Raw genomic sequence first — 17,621 nt, forward strand, 5'->3', positions numbered from 1 at the left:
GCCAACCGTCGGCGTATTTCCTACGCCGATGCTTCCAGCAAAACCGTATCCCCGTGCGAATAAGCCGGCGCACAGCAACACAGAATGACCAGCGCCGTTTCGCCGGTGTTCGCCACGCAATGCGGCGTGCCGGGCGAGATCAGCACGCTGTCGCCGGGGCCAATCGGGAATTTTTCAGCGCCCAGTGTCATGATTCCCGTGCCGCCGGTGACGTGGTAAATCTCTTCGGTCACTTCATGGCGATGCAACAAGGTCGTGCAGCCGGCCGGCACCAGCGCTTCGGCCAGACTCTGGTTTCGCGCGCCGTGGTGGGCCGGGTGTAGCAATTCGCGGATTTCCGAGCCATCCTTGGTGATGTAGGGGCTGATCGCGTCGCGCGAGGTTTTCACCTTACTTGCCGCCCCACGGCTGGATCGGCACGGTCGAGATGGCGTTGGCCGGGGCGCCTTCGATGATCTTGCGGCTGATCGCCATGTAAATCAGGACGTTGCGCTTTTGGTCGAAGAAGCGATGGACATCGGTTTCCTTGAAGAAAATCGAGGTGTCGTTACTGAACACGATTTCGTCTTCCGACAGCTTGGCGGGCAGGGTGATCGGACCGATCTGGCGGCAGGCCAGAGAGAACTGCGACGGATCTTCGGCCAGCCCGAAGCTGCCCTTGACGCCGCCGGTGCGGGCCTGACTGACGTGGCAGGTGACGCCGGGAATCTTCGGATCGTCGTAGGCGTAAATGCAGACCCGGTGATTGGCCCCGATCAGCTTCCAGGTGGTGGTCGAGCAGCCGATTTCTTCGGCGACGGCGGGCAGGGAGAAAGCCGAGAGGGTGGCGATAACAAGGGCGGCGGCGGTTTTCATTATGGTTCCGTTCGGGATGGTCGGGTCGATGATAACGGAATCAGCTTGCCGACGTATTTGGTCAGGATTTTGTAGATATCGCGGTCGAAGGCCGGGCGCGGGCTGTCGAGCAGGGCGTGCAGTTCTTCGTCCGAGGCGGCGGTGCCGAGGTAGCGCCAGCCCTCGATCAGGTGGATTTCGTCGCCCTCGCGGAACAGCCCGGGGCCGGCAAAGGGCCAGGCGACGAGTTTGAGGCCGACGAGGGCGGATATCAGGCGAACCGTGTGTTTGGCGTAGGGCTCGGCGCCGACGCAGGCCCCCTTGCAACGCCGGAGCTGGTGGCCGAAGCAGGGCTTGCCCGGTTTGGCTTTTTCCAGCCCGAGCAGCACGTCGCACAGGTTGTGCGATTCGGCCAGGGTGCGCAGGACGGTATTGGCTTCCTTGCTGGTCTTGAACAGGCCGTAGCAGGCGCAGGTCAGGCCGGCCTCGATGTCGGCCAGCGCCATGAGTTGAGGGCGCAGCCAGCCTTCGCCTTCATCGACCAGCGTCCACGTGCAGGCCTCGTCATTCTTGCGTAGCTGGCGGTTGTGCGTCGGTTTCAATTGCTTGACCAGCGCCGCTTCCTTGAGCAGGGCGCCGATTTCGCCGGCCGTTTCGATCCAGTCGATGCGCTTGACCTGCTGGGCCAGTTCCATCTCCTTGGCGGCGCTGTGGTCGCCGGCAAAGTGCGAGAGCACGCGCTGGCGGATGTCCTTGGCCTTGCCGACGTAGAGCGGCAGGTTGTTTTCACCGTAGAAGAGATAAACGCCGGGTGCTTCCGGCAATTCGTCGATGATCCCGGCGTCGAGATGCAGCGGCAGGCTGGGGTGGGCGTTCTGCGCCTTGAGCGCGGCCTCGATTTGCTCGTTGCTACGGTCAACCCGAATTTTTTGCCAGAATTGATGGATCAACTGCGCGTCGGCCAGCGCCCGGTGCCGAGCCTCCGCCTGCAGGTCATGACGCTCGATCAGGCTGTCGAGGTTGTGCCGCTTGTGCTCGGGAAACAGCGTGCGCGACAGCTTGACGGTGCATAGCACCGAGGCGCGGAAGGTGATGCCGAGGCGCTTGAACTCGTTCTTGAGAAAGCCATAGTCGAAACGTGCGTTGTGGGCGATGAATAGCCGGCCTTCCAGCCGCTTCATCGTTTCCGCCGCCACCGCCTCGAACGGCGGCGCATCGGCCACCATGTCGTTGCTGATACCGGTCAGTTGCTCGATGAAGGGCGGAATCCGCATACCGGGATTGACCAGCTGCTGCCATTCGCGAACGGTTCCGTCGGCGTCGACTTCTACAATGCCGATTTCGGTGATGCGGTCATGGGTGGCGGTGGCGCCGGTGGTTTCGAGGTCAACGAAGGCTAGGGGATGCATGGGGCAGGGATGAGGTCTAAAGCCTGACGATGATAGCCGACTTTACGGCCGGCACCGCCGCGTCGCAGAGCCCGAACTTCCTGCCGGGCTGTTGGTCGACGTTAGGAATGCTTCTGAATCGGGGAGGGCCTTCGGCATGAACCTTGATCATTTGAGAGACCAGATCTGCGCCAGCCTGGCGCTATTGGCGCCGCCACTAGAGAGCGACGTGGGTCGCCTGGTCGATGAGTGCCTGGAAAGTGCGCAGCGCAGCTTTCGCAACGAGTTCATCGTCCAGATCAGCCCGGCGGCTTGGGCGCGGATTACGCTGATCTATTTCAAGCATTTCGTCGATACCGGTTGCGATGTCATGGTCGCCGAGATCGTTGCTGCCGTGGTCCGCGACTCGATCCAGACCAGTCGGATGGACATGGTAACCCTTCAGCTTGTCCAGGCGAAGCTGGATCAACAGGCGACCGCGAAACGCCCCCCGGAGCTGCATGTGGTCCGTGACTGAGTCGTCAATTCGGTTGAAGTTTTCCGTTATTTAGGTGTCGTCTAGGCAGTTGACTACTACATCTAGTTATTTATCTGCTTGACATGCCCTGAGCGGCTTGGCTAGACTCCGCCCCGTTGATGGTTCCCTTTCCGGGGATTAAAACGGGAATCCGGTGCCAGGCCGCAAGGTCTGAATTCCGGGGCTGCCCCCGCAACTGTAATCGGCGAGCGTTTCGCCAACACATGCCACTGGATGCGTCCGGGAAGGCGGGTGAAACGCAAGGAACCGAGAGCCAGGAGACCTGCCACGACAAATTTCTTTCATGTTTTTGGGGCGGGGTGTCCCTGACGAGAGGTTTTTGCGTGGTTCATTGCCGTTTGTCCGTCGTGTCCAGTCGTTGCCGGGCTTGTCTCCGCAGCGCTGGCCTGCGTGCGCCGGCTGGTCTCGCACTCGGTTCTCCGCCCCCCAATACGGAGAATCGCCTTGCCATCCAATGTCCAGTCTCTTTCAGCCGCTAACGCCTTCGCGGTGGCTGCCCTGCAGGTCATCCGCCGCAACGGCGCGCTCGTTGCCTTCGACGCCGACAAGATCGCCGTCGCGCTGAGCAAGGCCTTTCTTGCCGTCGAGGGCAGCCAGAGCGCGGTGTCGTCGCGTCTGCGTGAGGTCGTTGGCCGCCTGACGCAGACGGTGGTCAATTCGCTGACCCGCCGCCTGCCCGACGGCGGCACGGTGCATATCGAGGACATCCAGGACCAGGTTGAACTAGCCTTGATGCGCGCTGGCGAGCATGACGTCGCCCGCGCCTACGTGCTCTACCGCGAGCGCCGCGCCGGTGAGCGGGCGGCCAGCCATGGGGACGAGCCCGCTGTTATCGAACTCCATGTGCTCGATAACGGCGTGCGTCAGCCGCTTGATCGCGCCTTGCTGCTCAGGAATTGCGAAGCTGCCTGCTTCGGACTTGGCGAGGTGGTTTCGGGTAAAACCATCTTTGAGAGCACCTTGAAAAATCTCTACGACGGGGTGCCGCTGGCTGATGTCTACCAGGCGCTGATCCTTGCCGCGCGCACGCTGATCGAGCGCGAGCCGGCCTACAACCAGGTCACCGCCCGCCTGTTGCTGGCCAGCCTGGGGCGCGAAGTGCTCGGCCGGCCGGTGAAGCTGGATGAGCTTGCCACGGTCAACCCGGAATATTTGCCAAATTTCATCAAGCAGGGCATCGCCGCGGAGTTGCTCGACCCGCGCCTCGCCAGCTTCGACCTGCCGCGTCTGGCCGCCGCCCTGAAGCCCGAGCGCGACCTGCAGTTCGGCTACCTCGGCTTGCAAACCTTGTACGACCGCTATTTCCTGCACATCGAAGGGCGCCGCATCGAGTTGCCGCAGATTTTCTTCATGCGTGTCGCGATGGGGCTCGCACTCAACGAAATCGACCGAGAGGCCCGCGCCATCGAGTTTTACGACCTGATTTCGAGTTTCTATTTCATGTGCTCGACGCCGACGCTGTTCAATAGCGGCACGCTGCATTCGCAACTGTCGTCGTGCTACCTGACCACCGTCGCCGACGATCTTGAAGGCATCTACCAGAGCATCAAGGAAAACGCGCTGTTGCAGAAATACGCCGGTGGCCTGGGTAACGACTGGACACCGGTGCGCTCGCTGGGCAGCCGGATCAAGGGCACCAACGGCCAGAGCCAGGGCGTGATTCCCTTTTTGAAGGTGGTCAACGACACGGCGGTCGCCGTCAATCAGGGCGGCAAGCGCAAGGGCGCGGTGTGCGCCTACCTCGAAACCTGGCATCTCGACATCGAGGAGTTCCTCGATCTGCGCAAGAACACCGGCGACGAACGCCGGCGCACGCACGACATGAATACCGCCAACTGGATTCCCGACCTGTTCATGAAACGGGTGATGGACAACGCCGAATGGACGCTGTTCTCGCCGGTTGACGTGCCGGATCTGCATGACAAGTTCGGCGCCGAATTCGAGGCGGCCTACGTCGGCTACGAGGCGCAGGTCGCCACCGGACAGATCAAGCTGCACAAGAAAATCCCCGCCGTCCAGCTCTGGCGCAAGATGCTGACCATGTTGTTTGAAACCGGCCATCCGTGGATCACTTTCAAGGATGCCTGCAATCTGCGCTCGCCGCAGCAGCATGTCGGCGTCGTGCATTCGAGCAACCTGTGCACCGAGATCACGCTCAATACCTCGGACGAGGAAACGGCGGTCTGCAACCTCGGCTCGGTCAATCTGCTGGCGCATCTGAAGGACGGCGCATTGGATCAGGCCAAGCTGGCCCGCACCGTGACCACCGCGTTGCGCATGCTCGACAACGTCGTCGACATCAATTTCTACGCCACGCCCAAGGCGCGCAACGCCAACCTGCGGCATCGGCCGGTTGGCCTCGGCATCATGGGTTTTGCTGATTGCCTGTACGAAATCGGCCTGCCTTACGCGTCGACTGCGGCGGTGGAATTCGCCGACAAAACCATGGAAGCCGTCTGCTATCACGCTTACTCGGCCTCGAGCGAACTGGCCCGCGAGCGCGGCCGTTATTCGAGCTTTGCCGGCAGCCTGTGGGATCAGGGCATCCTGCCGCTCGATTCCCTAGAGCTTTTAGCCCACGAACGCGGTGGCCACCTTGAGGTCAATCGTGATTCCAGACTCGACTGGAAGGGGCTTGAAGAACGTATCGCCCGCCATGGCATGCGCAATTCCAACTGCGTCGCCATCGCGCCGACGGCGACTATCTCCAACATCGTCGGCGTATCGGCCAGCATCGAGCCGGCCTACCAGAACCTCTACGTCAAATCGAACCTCTCAGGCGAGTTCACCGTGGTCAACGAAGCGCTGGTCCGCGACCTCAAGGCGCTCGGCCTGTGGGACGAAGTCATGGTCGCCGATCTCAAGTATTTCGACGGCTCGCTGGCCCGCATCGAGCGCGTGCCGGACGAACTCAAGGCGCGCTACGCGACGGCCTTCGAGATCGACCCGGCGTGGCTCATCGAAGCCGCAGCCCGGCGCCAGAAATGGATAGACCAGGCGCAATCGCTCAACCTGTATCTGGCACTGCCCTCGGGCAAGAAGCTCGATGAAATCTACAAACTGGCCTGGCTGCGCGGCCTGAAAACGACCTACTACCTGCGCACGCTGGGCGCCAGCCAGGCCGAGAAAGCGGGCGGGCGCGACGAGGCTGCGGGGCCGGAAGAGCCGAAGTTCTGCTCGATTGACAACCCGGAGTGCGAGGCATGCCAATGAATCCAGTTCGCAGGAAAACTATGAAATTCCGCCATGTTGCCTTGCTCTGTCTGGCCCTCTCGGCCGGCCTCGCCGAAGCCGCCGACTGCCCGCGCATCGTCAGTCAGTCGCCCTACATCAGCCGCGCCCTCGACTGGCTGGGGCTGAGCGACTGCATTGTCGGCGTTAGCCGTTACGACACCTTGGCGCGGCCGGATACCGGCGGCGTCATCGACCCGGATGCCGGAGTGATCGACATGCTGGCGCCCGATCTGGTCATCTTTTCCGAATGGACGCCGGTCGCCAAAGTGACTGAGGCGACGCCGTCCGGCGCCAAGGCCCTGCGTGTCGGTGGTTTTCGCGGCATGGCCGGGGTCGAGGCGATGTTGCGCGACATCGGCCGGGCTGCTGGTGTCGTCGACATTGACCGTCGCGTCGACAAATTCGCCGCCGACTGGCGCGCCGCGACGGCGGTCGATAGTCGCCAGCGTCGCGCACTGATCCTCTCGGCCTGCAGCAATGCGCCGTATTCGTTTGGCAAGGGCACGACGCTGCATGACGTCTTTTCCGCCGCCGGCTTCGAGGTTGTGGCCGACCACGACAGCATCCGCAACTTCAAGCCGGACGCGCCGGATGGCGATGTCGCCGCCTGGATAGGCCGGCGCCAGCCCGATCTGATCTTTGCCCTGCAAAGCCGGCGTGGTGAAAGCTGCAACCCGGCCATCGCCAAGCCGGGCATACCCATCCTGCCGCTGACCGGCGAGTACTTCACCCATCCCGGCCCCGATCTGCTCAAGGGGCTTGAAGAGTTGCGGCAAACGATGGCTGCCTTCGGCGCCTGACCACCCTTTTCACGAGAGAACAATATGAACGCAGCTTTTCGCTTTGACGACTGGGATTCACCTGCAGCCCCAGCCAGCCTGCCTGTTTCCACGGTCAACCGGAATTTTTCGCCAAAAATGGAAACCGCCGCGGCAAGCCTGGCCCCAACCAACGCCGCCGACAAACGCATCGTCAACGGCAAGGCCGACATCAACCAGCTCGCCCCTTTCAAGTACCCGTGGGCCTGGGAGTTTTTCCTCAAGGCCAACCGCAATCACTGGACGCCGCTCGAAATCGGCATGGCGCAGGACGTGCACGACTACCAGCACAAACTGTCGCCGGCCGAGCGCCACGTTTTTGAAAACGTCCTGGCCTACCTGACCACCTCCGATATCCTGGCCATGCGCAACATCGGCCTGGCCGTCATGGAAAAGATGAGCGCACCCGAATTGCAGATCTACCAGGCCCGCCAGGTCTATGAAGAAGCGCTGCACACCTGGACCTACCAGCACTGCATCGAAAGCCTCGGTCTCGACCAGCAGGAAATCTACAACCGCTACCGCGTCGTACCCGAGATTCACGGCAAGATCGCGCTCGCCAATCGCCGGCTGGAGCGGGTCATGCGCGCCGATTTCGACCTCACCGACCGCGCCAACCTGCACGAATTCGCGCTGTCCTATTTCTTCTTCGCCGTGATCTTCGAAGGCTGCTGGTTCTACAACGGCTTCACCCCCGTCTTCGCGCTGCAACGGCGCGGCCTCATGAAAGGCGCCGCCGAGCAGCTGCAATACATCATGCGCGACGAGGTCCTACACTGCGCCTTCGGCATCCGCGTCATCCGTGAACTATTGATCGAGGAAAACCTGACGCTCGACCCGGCCGCTCTGCGCGAGCTGTGGGACGAAGCCGAGGCAGCTGAAAGCGCCTACGCCGGCTACATCCTGCGCGAACCGATCCTCGGCTACAACGCCGAGCTGCACGTCCAGCAGTTCCGCTTCATCGCCAACCGCCGGGCGCGGCAAGTCGGCGTCGCCGAACCTTTCCCCGGTGCCGAAAACGTCCTGCCCTGGCTCGACGAACAGGCCAATCTGCGCAAGGAGAAAAACTTCTTCGAAACGCGCGTCACCGAGTATCAGACGGGTGGGGCGCTGGCTTGGGATTGAGTGGCGATGGCAAGCCCCGCCGGCTGACGACGGCGGCCCGCCCGGCGGTGCTGGCACATCTGCTGGCCCTGAGTGCTGACGACCGCTACGGCCGTTTCGCCACCGCGCTGTCGGATGCCGGCATCGTCGCCTACGTCGCGCGGATCGATTTCGCCGGCGATCTTTGTCTGGCGACGCAGGAATCGGATGGCCGGCTTTCCGGCTTCATCCATCTGGCGGTGCACGGGGCGGTTGCCGAACTGGGCGCCAGCGTGCTGCCGCAATGGCGTCACCAAGGCCGGGCCAGGCTGCTCTTCGGCGCTGCGCTGGCCGCCGCATCGGCCGGCGGCATGCGCGAAATCCATCTCGCCACCGGCCACCCGGCGGCGCGCCACATCTGCGCCGGGTTGGGCTATGCGATGACGGAAGGTGCGGGCTATGCGATGACGGAAGGTGCGGGCTATCCACGGGTGCGTGTCCAGTTACCGCAGTCAGGGAAATTCATTGGTTTTCAATCAATCTGTAAGGAATCCCCCTTGCCAGCGACTAATGGGAACCACTGAAAAATCAGACCGTCCACCATAGGCGGAAGGCGGTGATCGGGCGTATTGGTCCGATCAGCCTCCATCGCCAGCGAAAGGCAAGCAATGTCACCCCGAGGACTCGTTCAAGGACTTATCCTGGCCATCTCCTGCAGTTTTCTGATCGCTGGCTGCTCTGATGGCGAAGCCGCCGCCAAGGCGGCCAAAACAGCCATGCCAGCCGTTACCGAGAGCATCGTGCTCGGCATGGGCTGTTTCTGGGGCGCCGAAAAGCGCATGTCGGCCATTCCCGGCGTCCTCGATGTTGAAAGCGGCTACGCCAACGGCGACATTGCCGGGACCTACGATGCGGTGCTGGCCCACGAAAAAATGCTGCAATGGGGCAAGACCACCCAGCGCAACCATGCTGAGGTGGTCAAGGTCACTTTCGATCCGGCCAAGGTCGATGTCGAAAAAGTGCTGATCCAGTTCTGGGAAAGCCATAACCCGACGCAAGGCAACCGCCAGGGCAATGACGTCGGCACCAACTACCGTAGCGCGGTGTACACCAACAGCGATAGCCAGCAGGCCATCGCCCTTAAAACCCGCGACATATATCAAGGCGCCCTGAGCGCGGCCGGCCAAGGCAAGATCACCAGCGAAATCGCCCCCCTTAAAAAGTATTTTTCGGCCGAGGAATACCATCAGGATTACCTGCAGAAAAACCCGAACGGCTACTGCGGCCTGGGTGGCACGGGCGTCAAATACCCGGTCGCCGGCGCCGCTGCCACGCCGATGCCGAAAGCGGCCGTCAAGGTACCTCGGCTAGATGCCAAAACCCTCAACTTCGAGCGTCAGCTGATCGTCTTCGAAGGCGAAGACTGCGCCTATTGCCGTAAATTCAAGGCCGACGTTCTCGACCACTGGAAATCGCCGGTAGCCGTCGTCAGCACCCTGAACCCCGAGCCGCCGGCCGGCTGGACTCTGGAAAAGGCGCTGTTTGCGACGCCGACCATGGTGCTCTTCGAGAAAGGCAAGGAGGTCTCGCGTTACACCGGCTACAGCGGCGAAACGCCGCGTTTCTGGAAATGGCTGGGCTTCCACCTGCTCACCCCGGCGCAGCAGAAAATCGCCTTCGAGCAAGGCACCGAACGCCCCGGCACCGGCTCCAACCTTGATGAAAAACGCCCCGGCACTTTCGTCGATCCGATCACTGGCGTCGCGCTGTTCCGCAGCGATACCAAGTTCGAGAGCGGCACCGGCTGGCCCAGCTTCTTCAACCCGCTACCCGGTGCCATCACCCTGCATGAAGATATCAGCATGGGCATGAAGCGCGTCGAAGTGCGCAGCGCCAGCTCCGGAATCCACCTTGGCCACGTCTTCGACGACGGCCCGCCACCGACCCACAAGCGCTACTGCATCAACGGCAATGTACTGAAGTTTGTCCCGGACAAGGGGGCGTAAGATTCGTGCGAACGACCAAACGGCGCTAAAGCAACCCGGGAAAAGGTGACGGCAATCGGCCGGCCGATTTAGCAACCCGCTGCAAAAATCAGCCGCGCAGGACTTGTGTCCGGATAGCGACCTGTAGCTTAATGACGTGCCTTGCAGTGGCCAATTTCTCTGGCTGGCTGTCGGCCTTTCGTCAATAACTCCTGCCGCCTATCCCGATCATGAGAAAACCCACCCTCTACCAAAGCATCAAGGCCAAGCGCCGCACTCAGTCGCTGGTCATCGGCGTCACCTGGTACACCCCGGAAACCTGGGCCGAGGTCAAGGCTACGGCCGTCGATCCCGACTGTTTCGAGGAATCGTTCGAAAAATGGAAGGCGATGGCCGTTCTGGCCCGCCGCAACTTCCAGCGCTCCGGCGTGCTGGCCCTGGAATACCAGATTGTTCCCGAAGAGTTCTTCGCCTGGTGCGCCAAGAACGGACAGGAAAACAACTCGACGGCACGTGGCGAATACGTCTCGGAGCGCCTGAGCGCGGTGCATAACGGCGAGGCGTGAGCAATCCTGCTGGCTGAACCAGCAGGATTTCAGCTTTCTTCTTGAAGTTGTTGAAAAGGGGAAATACAGCGCCTCGCCACTCCGGATGAAAGCGCCGTTCGGCGACACCAGGCGGAGGGCCAAGCTTTTCCTTGCGTCGTTCGCTGACGCATCGGTCACCACTCCGTCTCAAATTCGGGATGGGCGCAATCTCGGCAGGTGAGGTGTCGCCAGAATACTACTGTTCGAGCTCCTGCCGGCTTTTGTTGAGGCGTCTTTCAGTTGGATGGGGATTGTTCACGGGTCATGTCCGTCCAGGGTTGTGACGGGATCGCTTCTTATTCAGTAGCAAAAAGCAATAAACAATAAAACGAATCAATGGTCTGCCTGTTGGACCCGGCCAAATCCATTGGGATGATTTTTGTCCGGACAGTCAATTTTCACGACATGGCGCCGGCTGAAATAGCGCTGCAGCGCAGCCCAATCAGACTTTGGAAATGACTGGGATTTGTCGGTGACACACCGAGTCTTGCCTGCTAACCCAATGGGATATGTCAGGCAAATCGTTAAAAAACGTACAATAAATTCTGAAAAACGACCTTAGAGTATTTCAAAATTGCGAAATCTCGGCTGCGAGTATTCAGGTTAAATCCAACATGTGAGGCAGATTGATGGGGTTGTTACAGAAAACGACGACGGATGAGGTGGTTACCCATCAGGCGCTGCTGGACAAGCTGGCTGCACCCGTTTTCATCAAGAATCTGAACGGCCACTATATCTACGCCAACGAGATGGCCGGCAACATGTTGGGGCGGCCTGTTTCGGAAATCCTCGGTTGCAAGGACAGCGATCTGTTCGACGGCGAACTGGCTTGCCGGATGCAGGCTTGCGGCGAAAAGTTGATGGCGAGCGGCGAGCCTGCCGCCTACGAGATTTCGTTGCCCGATGCCGGCCACGGTGGCGAGCGGTGCTACTGGGTAGTCCGGCAACCGCTTCCCGACAAAGGGGGGCAGATTGTCGCCCTGGCTGGTGTGGCGACGGACATCACCGATCGCAAGCGCCAGGAGCTCGAACTGGTCGCCGTGAAAAACAAGTTTGCCGCAACCCTGCAGGCACTGCCCGACCTGATGTTCGAACTTGATCTCGAGGGGCGGTATCTCGATTGCCATGCGCAGCAGTCGGAATTTCTGGCAGCTTCTCCGAGCCACATGGTCGGCAAGACAGTACATGACATCCTGCCTCCGGATGTTGCGGCCATTTGTATCCAGTCTCTGCACGAAGCAATGAAGAAGGGGATATCCACCGGTTTTCAATTCCATCTGGATCTTCCCGAAGGACCTCGCTGGTTCGAATTGTCTGTGGCGCAAAAGGCATCCGTTGGCGACCATCTGCCGCACTTCATCGTCCTGTCACGCGACATCACCGACCGCAAGAACGCCGAGCACGCCTTGCGGGAAAGCGAGTCGCTGATGCGCGCCATCGTCGACAACACCCCAGTCGAATATTGGGCTCGTGACCTCGAAGGCCGCTGCATCATGGAGAACGCGCTGGTCGTCGAGCACTGGGGCAGCCTGTTGGGCAAGCGCCCGGAGGATAGCGGTGTCAGCCCCGAAGAGTTGGCCCTGTGGCAGGAGAACAACCGACGCGTATACCAAGGCGAAGTGGTCGAAGAGGAAGTCGAATATCAGGTCGATGGCCAGACACGCATCTTCAACAATCTCGTCGCACCGATCAAGGTAGATGGTCAAACCATCGGGATCGTCGGCTTCAATCAGGACATCACGGAGCGCAAGCGAAACGAAGAGGAAATCCATCGGCTGGCCTTCTACGATTCGCTGACCCATCTACCCAATCGGCGACTGATGTTCGATCGACTGGAACAAGTGTTGATCGGCAGTGCCCGGCGGAATCGCCATGGCGCCCTGTTGCTCATCGATCTCGATAACTTCAAGTACCTCAATGACACCCATGGTCATGAGGTGGGCGATCAATTGCTGGTTGAGGTGGCCAATCGTCTTAAAACCTGTATCCGCCAGGGAGATACTGCGGCACGGCTGGGCGGCGACGAGTTTGTGGTCATTCTTGAGGACATCGACGGTGCCGCGGACGGTGCCATTCAGGCCGAGCTGATCGCGGGCAACATCCAGGCCCAGTTGAATCATCCCTTCAGCCTCGTCCGGGGCCCTGAGGGATTCTCGATTGACTACCGCTGTGCATCCAGTATCGGCATTGCGCAGTTCGACGGCACGACCTTCACGGCCAAGGAACTGCTGCGGCGGGCAGACACGGCCATGTACCAGGCCAAGGCTGCCGGGCGTAATACCCTGCGATTCTTCGACCCCGAAATGCAGGCCGCCGTAACGCATCGGGCCGCCCTTGAGACCGAATTACGCAAGGCCATCGACGAACAACAGTTCCACCTGTGTTTTCAGGTTCAGATGGATCAATTCGGGCGCCCGACCGGTAGCGAGGTCCTTCTGCGTTGGGTGCACCCGACAAGGGGAATCATTTCGCCGGCCAGCTTCATTCCCCTCGCCGAAGAAACCGGGTTGATAGTCCCCATCGGCCATTGGGTGCTGGCGACAGCCTGTCGGCAGCTGGCCACCTGGTCACAACAGCCGGCAACCGCTGGGCTCACCCTGGCGGTGAACGTGAGCGCCAGTCAATTCAGGCAGGCCAAATTCACGGAGCAACTCAGGGATCTCCTGCTCCAAACCGGCGCCCCGGCCAAGCGACTGAAGCTGGAACTGACCGAAAGCATGCTACTGGAAGACACCGAGGCCATCATTGGCCGGATGGCAGAACTCAAGCAACTTGGCATCCGCTTCTCGCTGGACGATTTCGGTACCGGTTACTCGTCGCTGGCATATCTGAAGCGCCTTCCCTTGAACCAGCTGAAGATCGACCAGTCCTTCGTGCGCGATGTGCTGACCGATCCCAACGACGCAGCCATTGCCGAAACCATCGTTGCGCTAGGCAACAGTCTCGGTCTGGATGTCATCGCCGAAGGCGTCGAAACCGAAGCCCAGTGGCGCTTCCTTGCGAGCGTCGGATGCTTGAATTACCAGGGCTACCTGTTCGGCCGGCCAATGCCGCTGCTGGAGTTTGAGGAATTTCTGCAAGGGTTCGATGCCGGCGCGAACGATGCGTTGATCGATATTTCGGCTTAAGTCCATCGCCGACGTGATGTTGCTGATACAGCGAGCTGGCGGTGGCAGTTAAAGCAGCCTGCTGAGCTTGGCTCAGGCCGGGAAAATATACGCCAACCCAAGCACCGTGCTGGCTGCGATCAGGGCTGGCTATCCTTTGCCGATGCCTTGTTTGAGCGCTCCATGAGAAACGGCGCCAACCGAAAAGCAGCAACGCATCCGAAAGAACCCCCGAGAATCGCCACCCAAGGCCATTCCGGGAAGAAACAGGCGGCCATGGGGCCAGAGCCAGGAAAATGTTGCTGTTGTTCTGTTCAAACGACAACCCAGCCTGGTCGGCTTGATTGGTTTAGCTTTTCGGCATTTTTTCCAGTTGACCGTGGAGGTCGCTCGCCTGAACAGCTATTGCGATTTGAGCGCCTTACGGCTTGGGAACCCTGATTCGACTGATCATCAGCGAGCCGGACAAGGCGAACATGAGGACCAGCGGATGCAGCTTGAATCCGGCCAGCGTCAGTTCGCCGAACCATAGAGCGCCGCCGACGGCGCCCATTGATGCGGCGATAAACAGGACGCCAACGATCAGCAGCGAGGTTGGAATGGGCGTGCCTTCAAAGTATTTAACCTTGTCGCCACCAGCCGAGAGCTCTTCCGCCGTCACGTTGTAGCGGGCCAGCCGCGAGACGCCGCAGGCGACAAAATAGGCTAGGACGATACGGTCAAAAAGTCCGTTCATGCCCAGGGCGTAGCCCATCACCGCTGGTGCCACGCCAAAGGAAATGATGTCGGCGAGGGAATCAAGCTCGCGGCCGATATCCGATGTCTTTTGCCGCCAGCGGGCGATCCGGCCATCCAGAACGTCAAAAATCAGCGCCGCAACGAGCAGGGCGCAGGCGAAATCGATGTGCCTGATATCCCCGGTCTGCAGATAAGTCATGGTCGAAAACAGCGCACCAACGCCGCTGATGGCATTGCCGAGCGTGAACCAGTCGGCCAGCTGAAATTCGCGAATCATCGCAAACGGTTTGGGTTTTCCGGGTGTTGTCATGGCTGCCAATGGGTTGAGCGTTGTTCGGTGCGGTCGATACACGATGCCCATTTTAGCCCGCGGACTCTGTGCGTTGCCACACAGTCCGCCCCGTCACACGGCGCTATGGTTGCCTTCAGAAGCTGCTGTCTGCCAGCACTTGAACCGGAGAAATCAATGAATTCCAGATTGAGAAACATCCTTGCCATGGCTTGCCTGGCGATCAGTACGGCGGCTGTTGCTGACGTTACTTTTTACGAGCGCGAAGGATTCGCCGGGCGATCGTTTTCCACCGGCCGGCAAGTCGCCAACTTCGAACGTTTCGGTTTCAATGACCGCGCTTCGTCGGTCATCGTCAGCAGCCAGCGCTGGGAGGTCTGCGAAGACCGACGGTTTCGCGGCCGCTGCGTTGTCTTGCGACCCGGCGAGTATCCATCGCTGGCGGCAATGGGCTTGAATGAACGCGTTTCGTCGGTCAAACCGATACAACCCAATGCCCGTATTGCGGCAAAACGATATGCGCCAGTCCCCATCGCGGCGCCCAGGGACAATGCAGTTCCGCAAATTACCTTCTTTGAACAGGAAGGCTTTGCCGGCCGATCGTTCAAAACCCAGGAACGGGTCATCAACTTTGCGCGCCAGGGCTTCAATGACCGCGCCTCGTCTGCCATCGTGCTCAACCATCGTTGGGAGGTTTGCGAAAATGCCGGATTCACCGGCCGCTGCGTTGTCTTGCGACCCGGCCGCTATCCCTCACTGGCAGCGATGGGCTTGAATGATCGCATTTCGTCCGTCAAGGAAGTTCTCCTCGACGCGCGCATTGAAGATGAGCGCTATGCCCCACCTCCGCCGCCGATTTACGACAGTCGCCGGCGCAACAACGAGCGGTTATACGAGGCCAACGTCACCTCGGTCCGCGCCGTTGTTGGAACGCCTGATCAGCGCTGCTGGGTCGAACGGGAACAAATTGCCCCGGAACGCACTGCCGCCAACATCCCGGCAGCCATCGCCGGCGCCGTCATTGGCGGCGTACTCGGCCATCAGGTCGGTGGCGGCCACGGCAAGGATCTCGCCACGGCGGCCGGAGCTGTCGCCGGAGGACTGCTTGGGGCAAATATCGGGCGCGGCGACACATCGGCACAGACCCGCGATGTGCAACGCTGCACCAATGCCTCAAGCGCCGGACGCCCTGACTACTGGGATGTTTCCTACGTCTTCCGTGACCAGGAACATCGCGTCCAGATGGCCAATCCACCGGGACAAACCATCACCGTCAATGAGCGTGGCGAGCCTCGTTCGTGAGCGTTTGGCAGCGTAGTCAGGGTTAAAAAAGTGGCGCTGATCGGATCTGCGCCATTTTTCATTTCGCTCGTGCTTCAGCCGCCAGAAGCCGGCCTCAGGCGAGGCTTTCCAGCCATGCCTCAAGCTTCCCGGCAGCCTCCGGCCATTGCGGGTCGAGCATCAACATGTGGCCAGCCCCCTCGATGATCAGTGTTTTGGCATTCCACGAAGCAGCGGTGAAGAATAGCATGGAGGCCGGGAAAACCTGGTCGGCCGAACCGCCCATGACCAGCGCCGGAATGCGGGCACGGCCACGGGCGATGCGAAAGGGCGCGGTCAGCATTTCGGCAACCGCTTTTTCCGATTCAGGCTGGATCAGCGGCAGGTACTCGACGGTTTCCTCCGGCGCCATGCTCGGCGAAAAATAGACACTGGCCATGGTGCGCATGGTTTTTTCGCTGGCCGTACCGTTGACCGCATTCGGCAACTCGGCAAAGAAATCCGGCATGGTCAGCGCGAAGCGGCTGGCCGTGCCAGCCGTTCCGGTCGGCGGCACCGGCGCCAGAAAAGCCACGGCCCGCGCAGTGCCCCGTTCGAGAAAACGCTGGCTGACGAGACAGCCCATCGAATGGCCGATCAGCACCGGCGCTTCGGACAGGCTGGCAACGGCAGCCGCCAGATCGGCGACGTAATCGTCGAGGCCGAAATCGTCGAGATGCGCCCGATCCGCCGGGCGACTGCCGTGGCCGGAAAGCTCAAGCGCGTAGCAGTCGTAACCCAGATCCTGAAAATACGGAATGAAGCGGACACCCCACAGCGCGGCGTTGCTGTAACCGCCATGGACGAAGAGCAACGGCGGCTTGGTACTTGGCTGGCGGGCGGGGTGGTGGTGAATGACCGGGGTTTTCGCGGGCATCTGTATCTTCTTGGAAAAAAATGGGGTCAGCGGATTAGGAGGTCAGAGTAATTTGGATTCTCAATGAACACGGACCTATTTGTTGTCGTTCGATTACTTTCGGTCAATTTTAGGCAAAATACAGCATAGAAAGCATCATCATATGATGCTATTGTTAATGTGTATTAGAAAAGGAGAACACCATGCGCACGACGCTAGCCCTCGACGATGATTTGCTTGCCAAGGCCCATGCCTTGACTGGTGTTTCGGAAAAAACCGCACTGATCCGCGAAGCCCTGCGCGCGCTGATCCAACGCGAAAGCGCCAAGCGCCTGGCGCTGCTCGGTGGTTCCGAGCCGCAGCTCGACAACGCACCAAGGCGCCAGACGGAACCGGCATGATCCTGGTCGACACCTCGATCTGGATTGACCATCTACGCCAGCGCAACGAACGCCTGAGCAAACTGCTCAATCAGGGCCAGGTGCTGGCCCATCCCTTCGTGATCGGCGAATTGGCCCTGGGTAGTCTGCAGAACCGCGTTGCAATCCTCGGCGCCCTACAGGATTTGCCGCAAGCGCCGGTCGCCACGGAAGGCGAAGTACTGAGCTTCATCGAGCAAAATACCCTCTACGGTATGGGCATCGGCTACATCGACGCGCATTTGCTGGCGGCAGTGCGCCTCTCGCCGGGCACCGCATTGTGGACTCGTGATAAACGGCTGCTGGCCGCCGCCACCGGCTTGGGGTTGGTGGAAAACGTGGTGCATTGAGCGAAGGTCTTGTCGTTGTGGGCGCAGCCTGCTGCCGATCTTTCGTGGTCTAGAGGCTGTTTCCTTCGAAGTAAT

The 17,621-nt window shown here is 60.5% G+C and carries 16 protein-coding genes and 1 riboswitch; of the genes, 11 read left to right on the plus strand and 5 right to left on the minus strand.

The window, feature by feature from the left end; translation table 11 throughout:
- Window positions 1-20: 20 nt before the first annotated feature.
- From WBK19_RS04745 to WBK19_RS04755, 3 genes are read right to left on the minus strand one after another with little or no spacing between them, the layout of a single operon-like run.
- On the minus strand, window positions 21-389 hold the full coding sequence (locus tag WBK19_RS04745) for a cupin domain-containing protein (RefSeq protein ID WP_511287440.1): 369 nt from the start codon (window positions 387-389) through the stop codon (window positions 21-23).
- Between the two features lies 1 nt (window position 390).
- Complete coding sequence (locus WBK19_RS04750; RefSeq protein WP_511287442.1) at window positions 391-855, minus strand: CreA family protein; 465 nt, start codon at window positions 853-855, stop codon at window positions 391-393.
- On the minus strand, window positions 855-2,243 hold the full coding sequence (locus WBK19_RS04755) for a 3'-5' exonuclease family protein (RefSeq protein ID WP_511287444.1): 1,389 nt from the start codon (window positions 2,241-2,243) through the stop codon (window positions 855-857). The genes WBK19_RS04750 and WBK19_RS04755 overlap by 1 nt, the downstream gene beginning before the upstream one ends.
- A 136-nt stretch (window positions 2,244-2,379) precedes the next feature.
- On the opposite strand from WBK19_RS04755, the gene WBK19_RS04760 reads away from it, so the two are divergent.
- The 8 genes from WBK19_RS04760 to WBK19_RS04795 all read left to right on the plus strand — a co-directional run bounded on the left by WBK19_RS04760 (window position 2,380) and on the right by WBK19_RS04795 (window position 13,595).
- Window positions 2,380-2,739, plus strand: a complete 360-nt coding sequence (locus tag WBK19_RS04760) for a hypothetical protein (protein WP_511287446.1) — start codon at window positions 2,380-2,382, stop codon at window positions 2,737-2,739.
- 102 nt (window positions 2,740-2,841) lie between these two features.
- Window positions 2,842-3,044, plus strand: a riboswitch (cobalamin riboswitch).
- Between the two features lie 160 nt (window positions 3,045-3,204).
- Window positions 3,205-5,973, plus strand: coding sequence for a ribonucleoside-diphosphate reductase subunit alpha (locus WBK19_RS04765; protein WP_511287447.1), 2,769 nt, complete (start codon window positions 3,205-3,207; stop codon window positions 5,971-5,973).
- Between the two features lie 20 nt (window positions 5,974-5,993).
- Window positions 5,994-6,794, plus strand: coding sequence for an ABC transporter substrate-binding protein (locus WBK19_RS04770; RefSeq protein WP_511287449.1), 801 nt, complete (start codon window positions 5,994-5,996; stop codon window positions 6,792-6,794).
- Between the two features lie 24 nt (window positions 6,795-6,818).
- The gene (locus tag WBK19_RS04775) at window positions 6,819-7,937 is read left to right on the plus strand and encodes a ribonucleotide-diphosphate reductase subunit beta (protein ID WP_511287451.1); all 1,119 of its coding nucleotides are present in this window, start codon (window positions 6,819-6,821) and stop codon (window positions 7,935-7,937) included.
- On the plus strand, window positions 7,928-8,479 hold the full coding sequence (locus tag WBK19_RS04780; protein ID WP_511287453.1) for a GNAT family N-acetyltransferase: 552 nt from the start codon (window positions 7,928-7,930) through the stop codon (window positions 8,477-8,479). Before WBK19_RS04775 ends, WBK19_RS04780 begins: the two co-directional genes overlap by 10 nt.
- A gap of 84 nt (window positions 8,480-8,563) precedes the next feature.
- The gene (msrA, locus tag WBK19_RS04785) at window positions 8,564-9,901 is read left to right on the plus strand and encodes a peptide-methionine (S)-S-oxide reductase MsrA (RefSeq protein WP_511287455.1); all 1,338 of its coding nucleotides are present in this window, start codon (window positions 8,564-8,566) and stop codon (window positions 9,899-9,901) included.
- Between the two features lie 209 nt (window positions 9,902-10,110).
- Window positions 10,111-10,446, plus strand: a complete 336-nt coding sequence (locus tag WBK19_RS04790; protein ID WP_511287457.1) for a hypothetical protein — start codon at window positions 10,111-10,113, stop codon at window positions 10,444-10,446.
- Between the two features lie 650 nt (window positions 10,447-11,096).
- The gene (locus WBK19_RS04795) at window positions 11,097-13,595 is read left to right on the plus strand and encodes a sensor domain-containing protein (RefSeq protein WP_511287459.1); all 2,499 of its coding nucleotides are present in this window, start codon (window positions 11,097-11,099) and stop codon (window positions 13,593-13,595) included.
- 400 nt (window positions 13,596-13,995) lie between these two features.
- On the opposite strand, the gene pssA is transcribed toward WBK19_RS04795, so the two are convergent.
- Complete coding sequence (gene pssA, locus WBK19_RS04800; protein WP_511287461.1) at window positions 13,996-14,589, minus strand: CDP-diacylglycerol--serine O-phosphatidyltransferase; 594 nt, start codon at window positions 14,587-14,589, stop codon at window positions 13,996-13,998.
- Window positions 14,590-14,778: 189 nt separating this feature from the next.
- On the opposite strand from pssA, the gene WBK19_RS04805 reads away from it, so the two are divergent.
- Window positions 14,779-15,903, plus strand: coding sequence for a beta/gamma crystallin-related protein (locus WBK19_RS04805; RefSeq protein WP_511287462.1), 1,125 nt, complete (start codon window positions 14,779-14,781; stop codon window positions 15,901-15,903).
- A gap of 94 nt (window positions 15,904-15,997) precedes the next feature.
- Here WBK19_RS04805 and WBK19_RS04810 read toward each other — a convergent pair whose 3' ends face one another.
- Window positions 15,998-16,798 (minus strand): alpha/beta hydrolase, encoded by an 801-nt coding sequence (locus WBK19_RS04810; RefSeq protein ID WP_511287464.1) that lies wholly within the window; start codon window positions 16,796-16,798, stop codon window positions 15,998-16,000.
- Window positions 16,799-16,980: 182 nt separating this feature from the next.
- Between WBK19_RS04810 and WBK19_RS04815 the strand changes: the two genes are divergently transcribed.
- Together WBK19_RS04815 and WBK19_RS04820 are read left to right on the plus strand one after the other, a co-directional pair.
- Window positions 16,981-17,178, plus strand: coding sequence for a type II toxin-antitoxin system VapB family antitoxin (locus tag WBK19_RS04815; protein ID WP_511287466.1), 198 nt, complete (start codon window positions 16,981-16,983; stop codon window positions 17,176-17,178).
- Window positions 17,175-17,546, plus strand: a complete 372-nt coding sequence (locus tag WBK19_RS04820; protein ID WP_511287468.1) for a type II toxin-antitoxin system VapC family toxin — start codon at window positions 17,175-17,177, stop codon at window positions 17,544-17,546. The genes WBK19_RS04815 and WBK19_RS04820 overlap by 4 nt, the downstream gene beginning before the upstream one ends.
- Window positions 17,547-17,621: the final 75 nt, after the last annotated feature.

This window comes from Azonexus sp. (assembly GCF_049652925.1).
In the GTDB taxonomy this organism is placed as follows: Bacteria; Pseudomonadota; Gammaproteobacteria; order Burkholderiales; family Rhodocyclaceae; genus Azonexus.

Coding starts and splice junctions, on each gene's coding strand:
- WBK19_RS04750 (WP_511287442.1), bottom strand. CDS start 855: ATGAAAACCGCCGCCGCCCTTGTTATCGCCACCCTCTCGGCTTTCTCC.
- WBK19_RS04755 (WP_511287444.1), bottom strand. CDS start 2,243: ATGCATCCCCTAGCCTTCGTTGACCTCGAAACCACCGGCGCCACCGCC.
- WBK19_RS04760 (WP_511287446.1), top strand. CDS start 2,380: ATGAACCTTGATCATTTGAGAGACCAGATCTGCGCCAGCCTGGCGCTA.
- WBK19_RS04770 (WP_511287449.1), top strand. CDS start 5,994: ATGAAATTCCGCCATGTTGCCTTGCTCTGTCTGGCCCTCTCGGCCGGC.
- WBK19_RS04775 (WP_511287451.1), top strand. CDS start 6,819: ATGAACGCAGCTTTTCGCTTTGACGACTGGGATTCACCTGCAGCCCCA.
- msrA (WP_511287455.1), top strand. CDS start 8,564: ATGTCACCCCGAGGACTCGTTCAAGGACTTATCCTGGCCATCTCCTGC.
- WBK19_RS04790 (WP_511287457.1), top strand. CDS start 10,111: ATGAGAAAACCCACCCTCTACCAAAGCATCAAGGCCAAGCGCCGCACT.
- WBK19_RS04795 (WP_511287459.1), top strand. CDS start 11,097: ATGGGGTTGTTACAGAAAACGACGACGGATGAGGTGGTTACCCATCAG.
- pssA (WP_511287461.1), bottom strand. CDS start 14,589: ATGATTCGCGAATTTCAGCTGGCCGACTGGTTCACGCTCGGCAATGCC.
- WBK19_RS04805 (WP_511287462.1), top strand. CDS start 14,779: ATGAATTCCAGATTGAGAAACATCCTTGCCATGGCTTGCCTGGCGATC.
- WBK19_RS04810 (WP_511287464.1), bottom strand. CDS start 16,798: ATGCCCGCGAAAACCCCGGTCATTCACCACCACCCCGCCCGCCAGCCA.
- WBK19_RS04815 (WP_511287466.1), top strand. CDS start 16,981: ATGCGCACGACGCTAGCCCTCGACGATGATTTGCTTGCCAAGGCCCAT.
- WBK19_RS04820 (WP_511287468.1), top strand. CDS start 17,175: ATGATCCTGGTCGACACCTCGATCTGGATTGACCATCTACGCCAGCGC.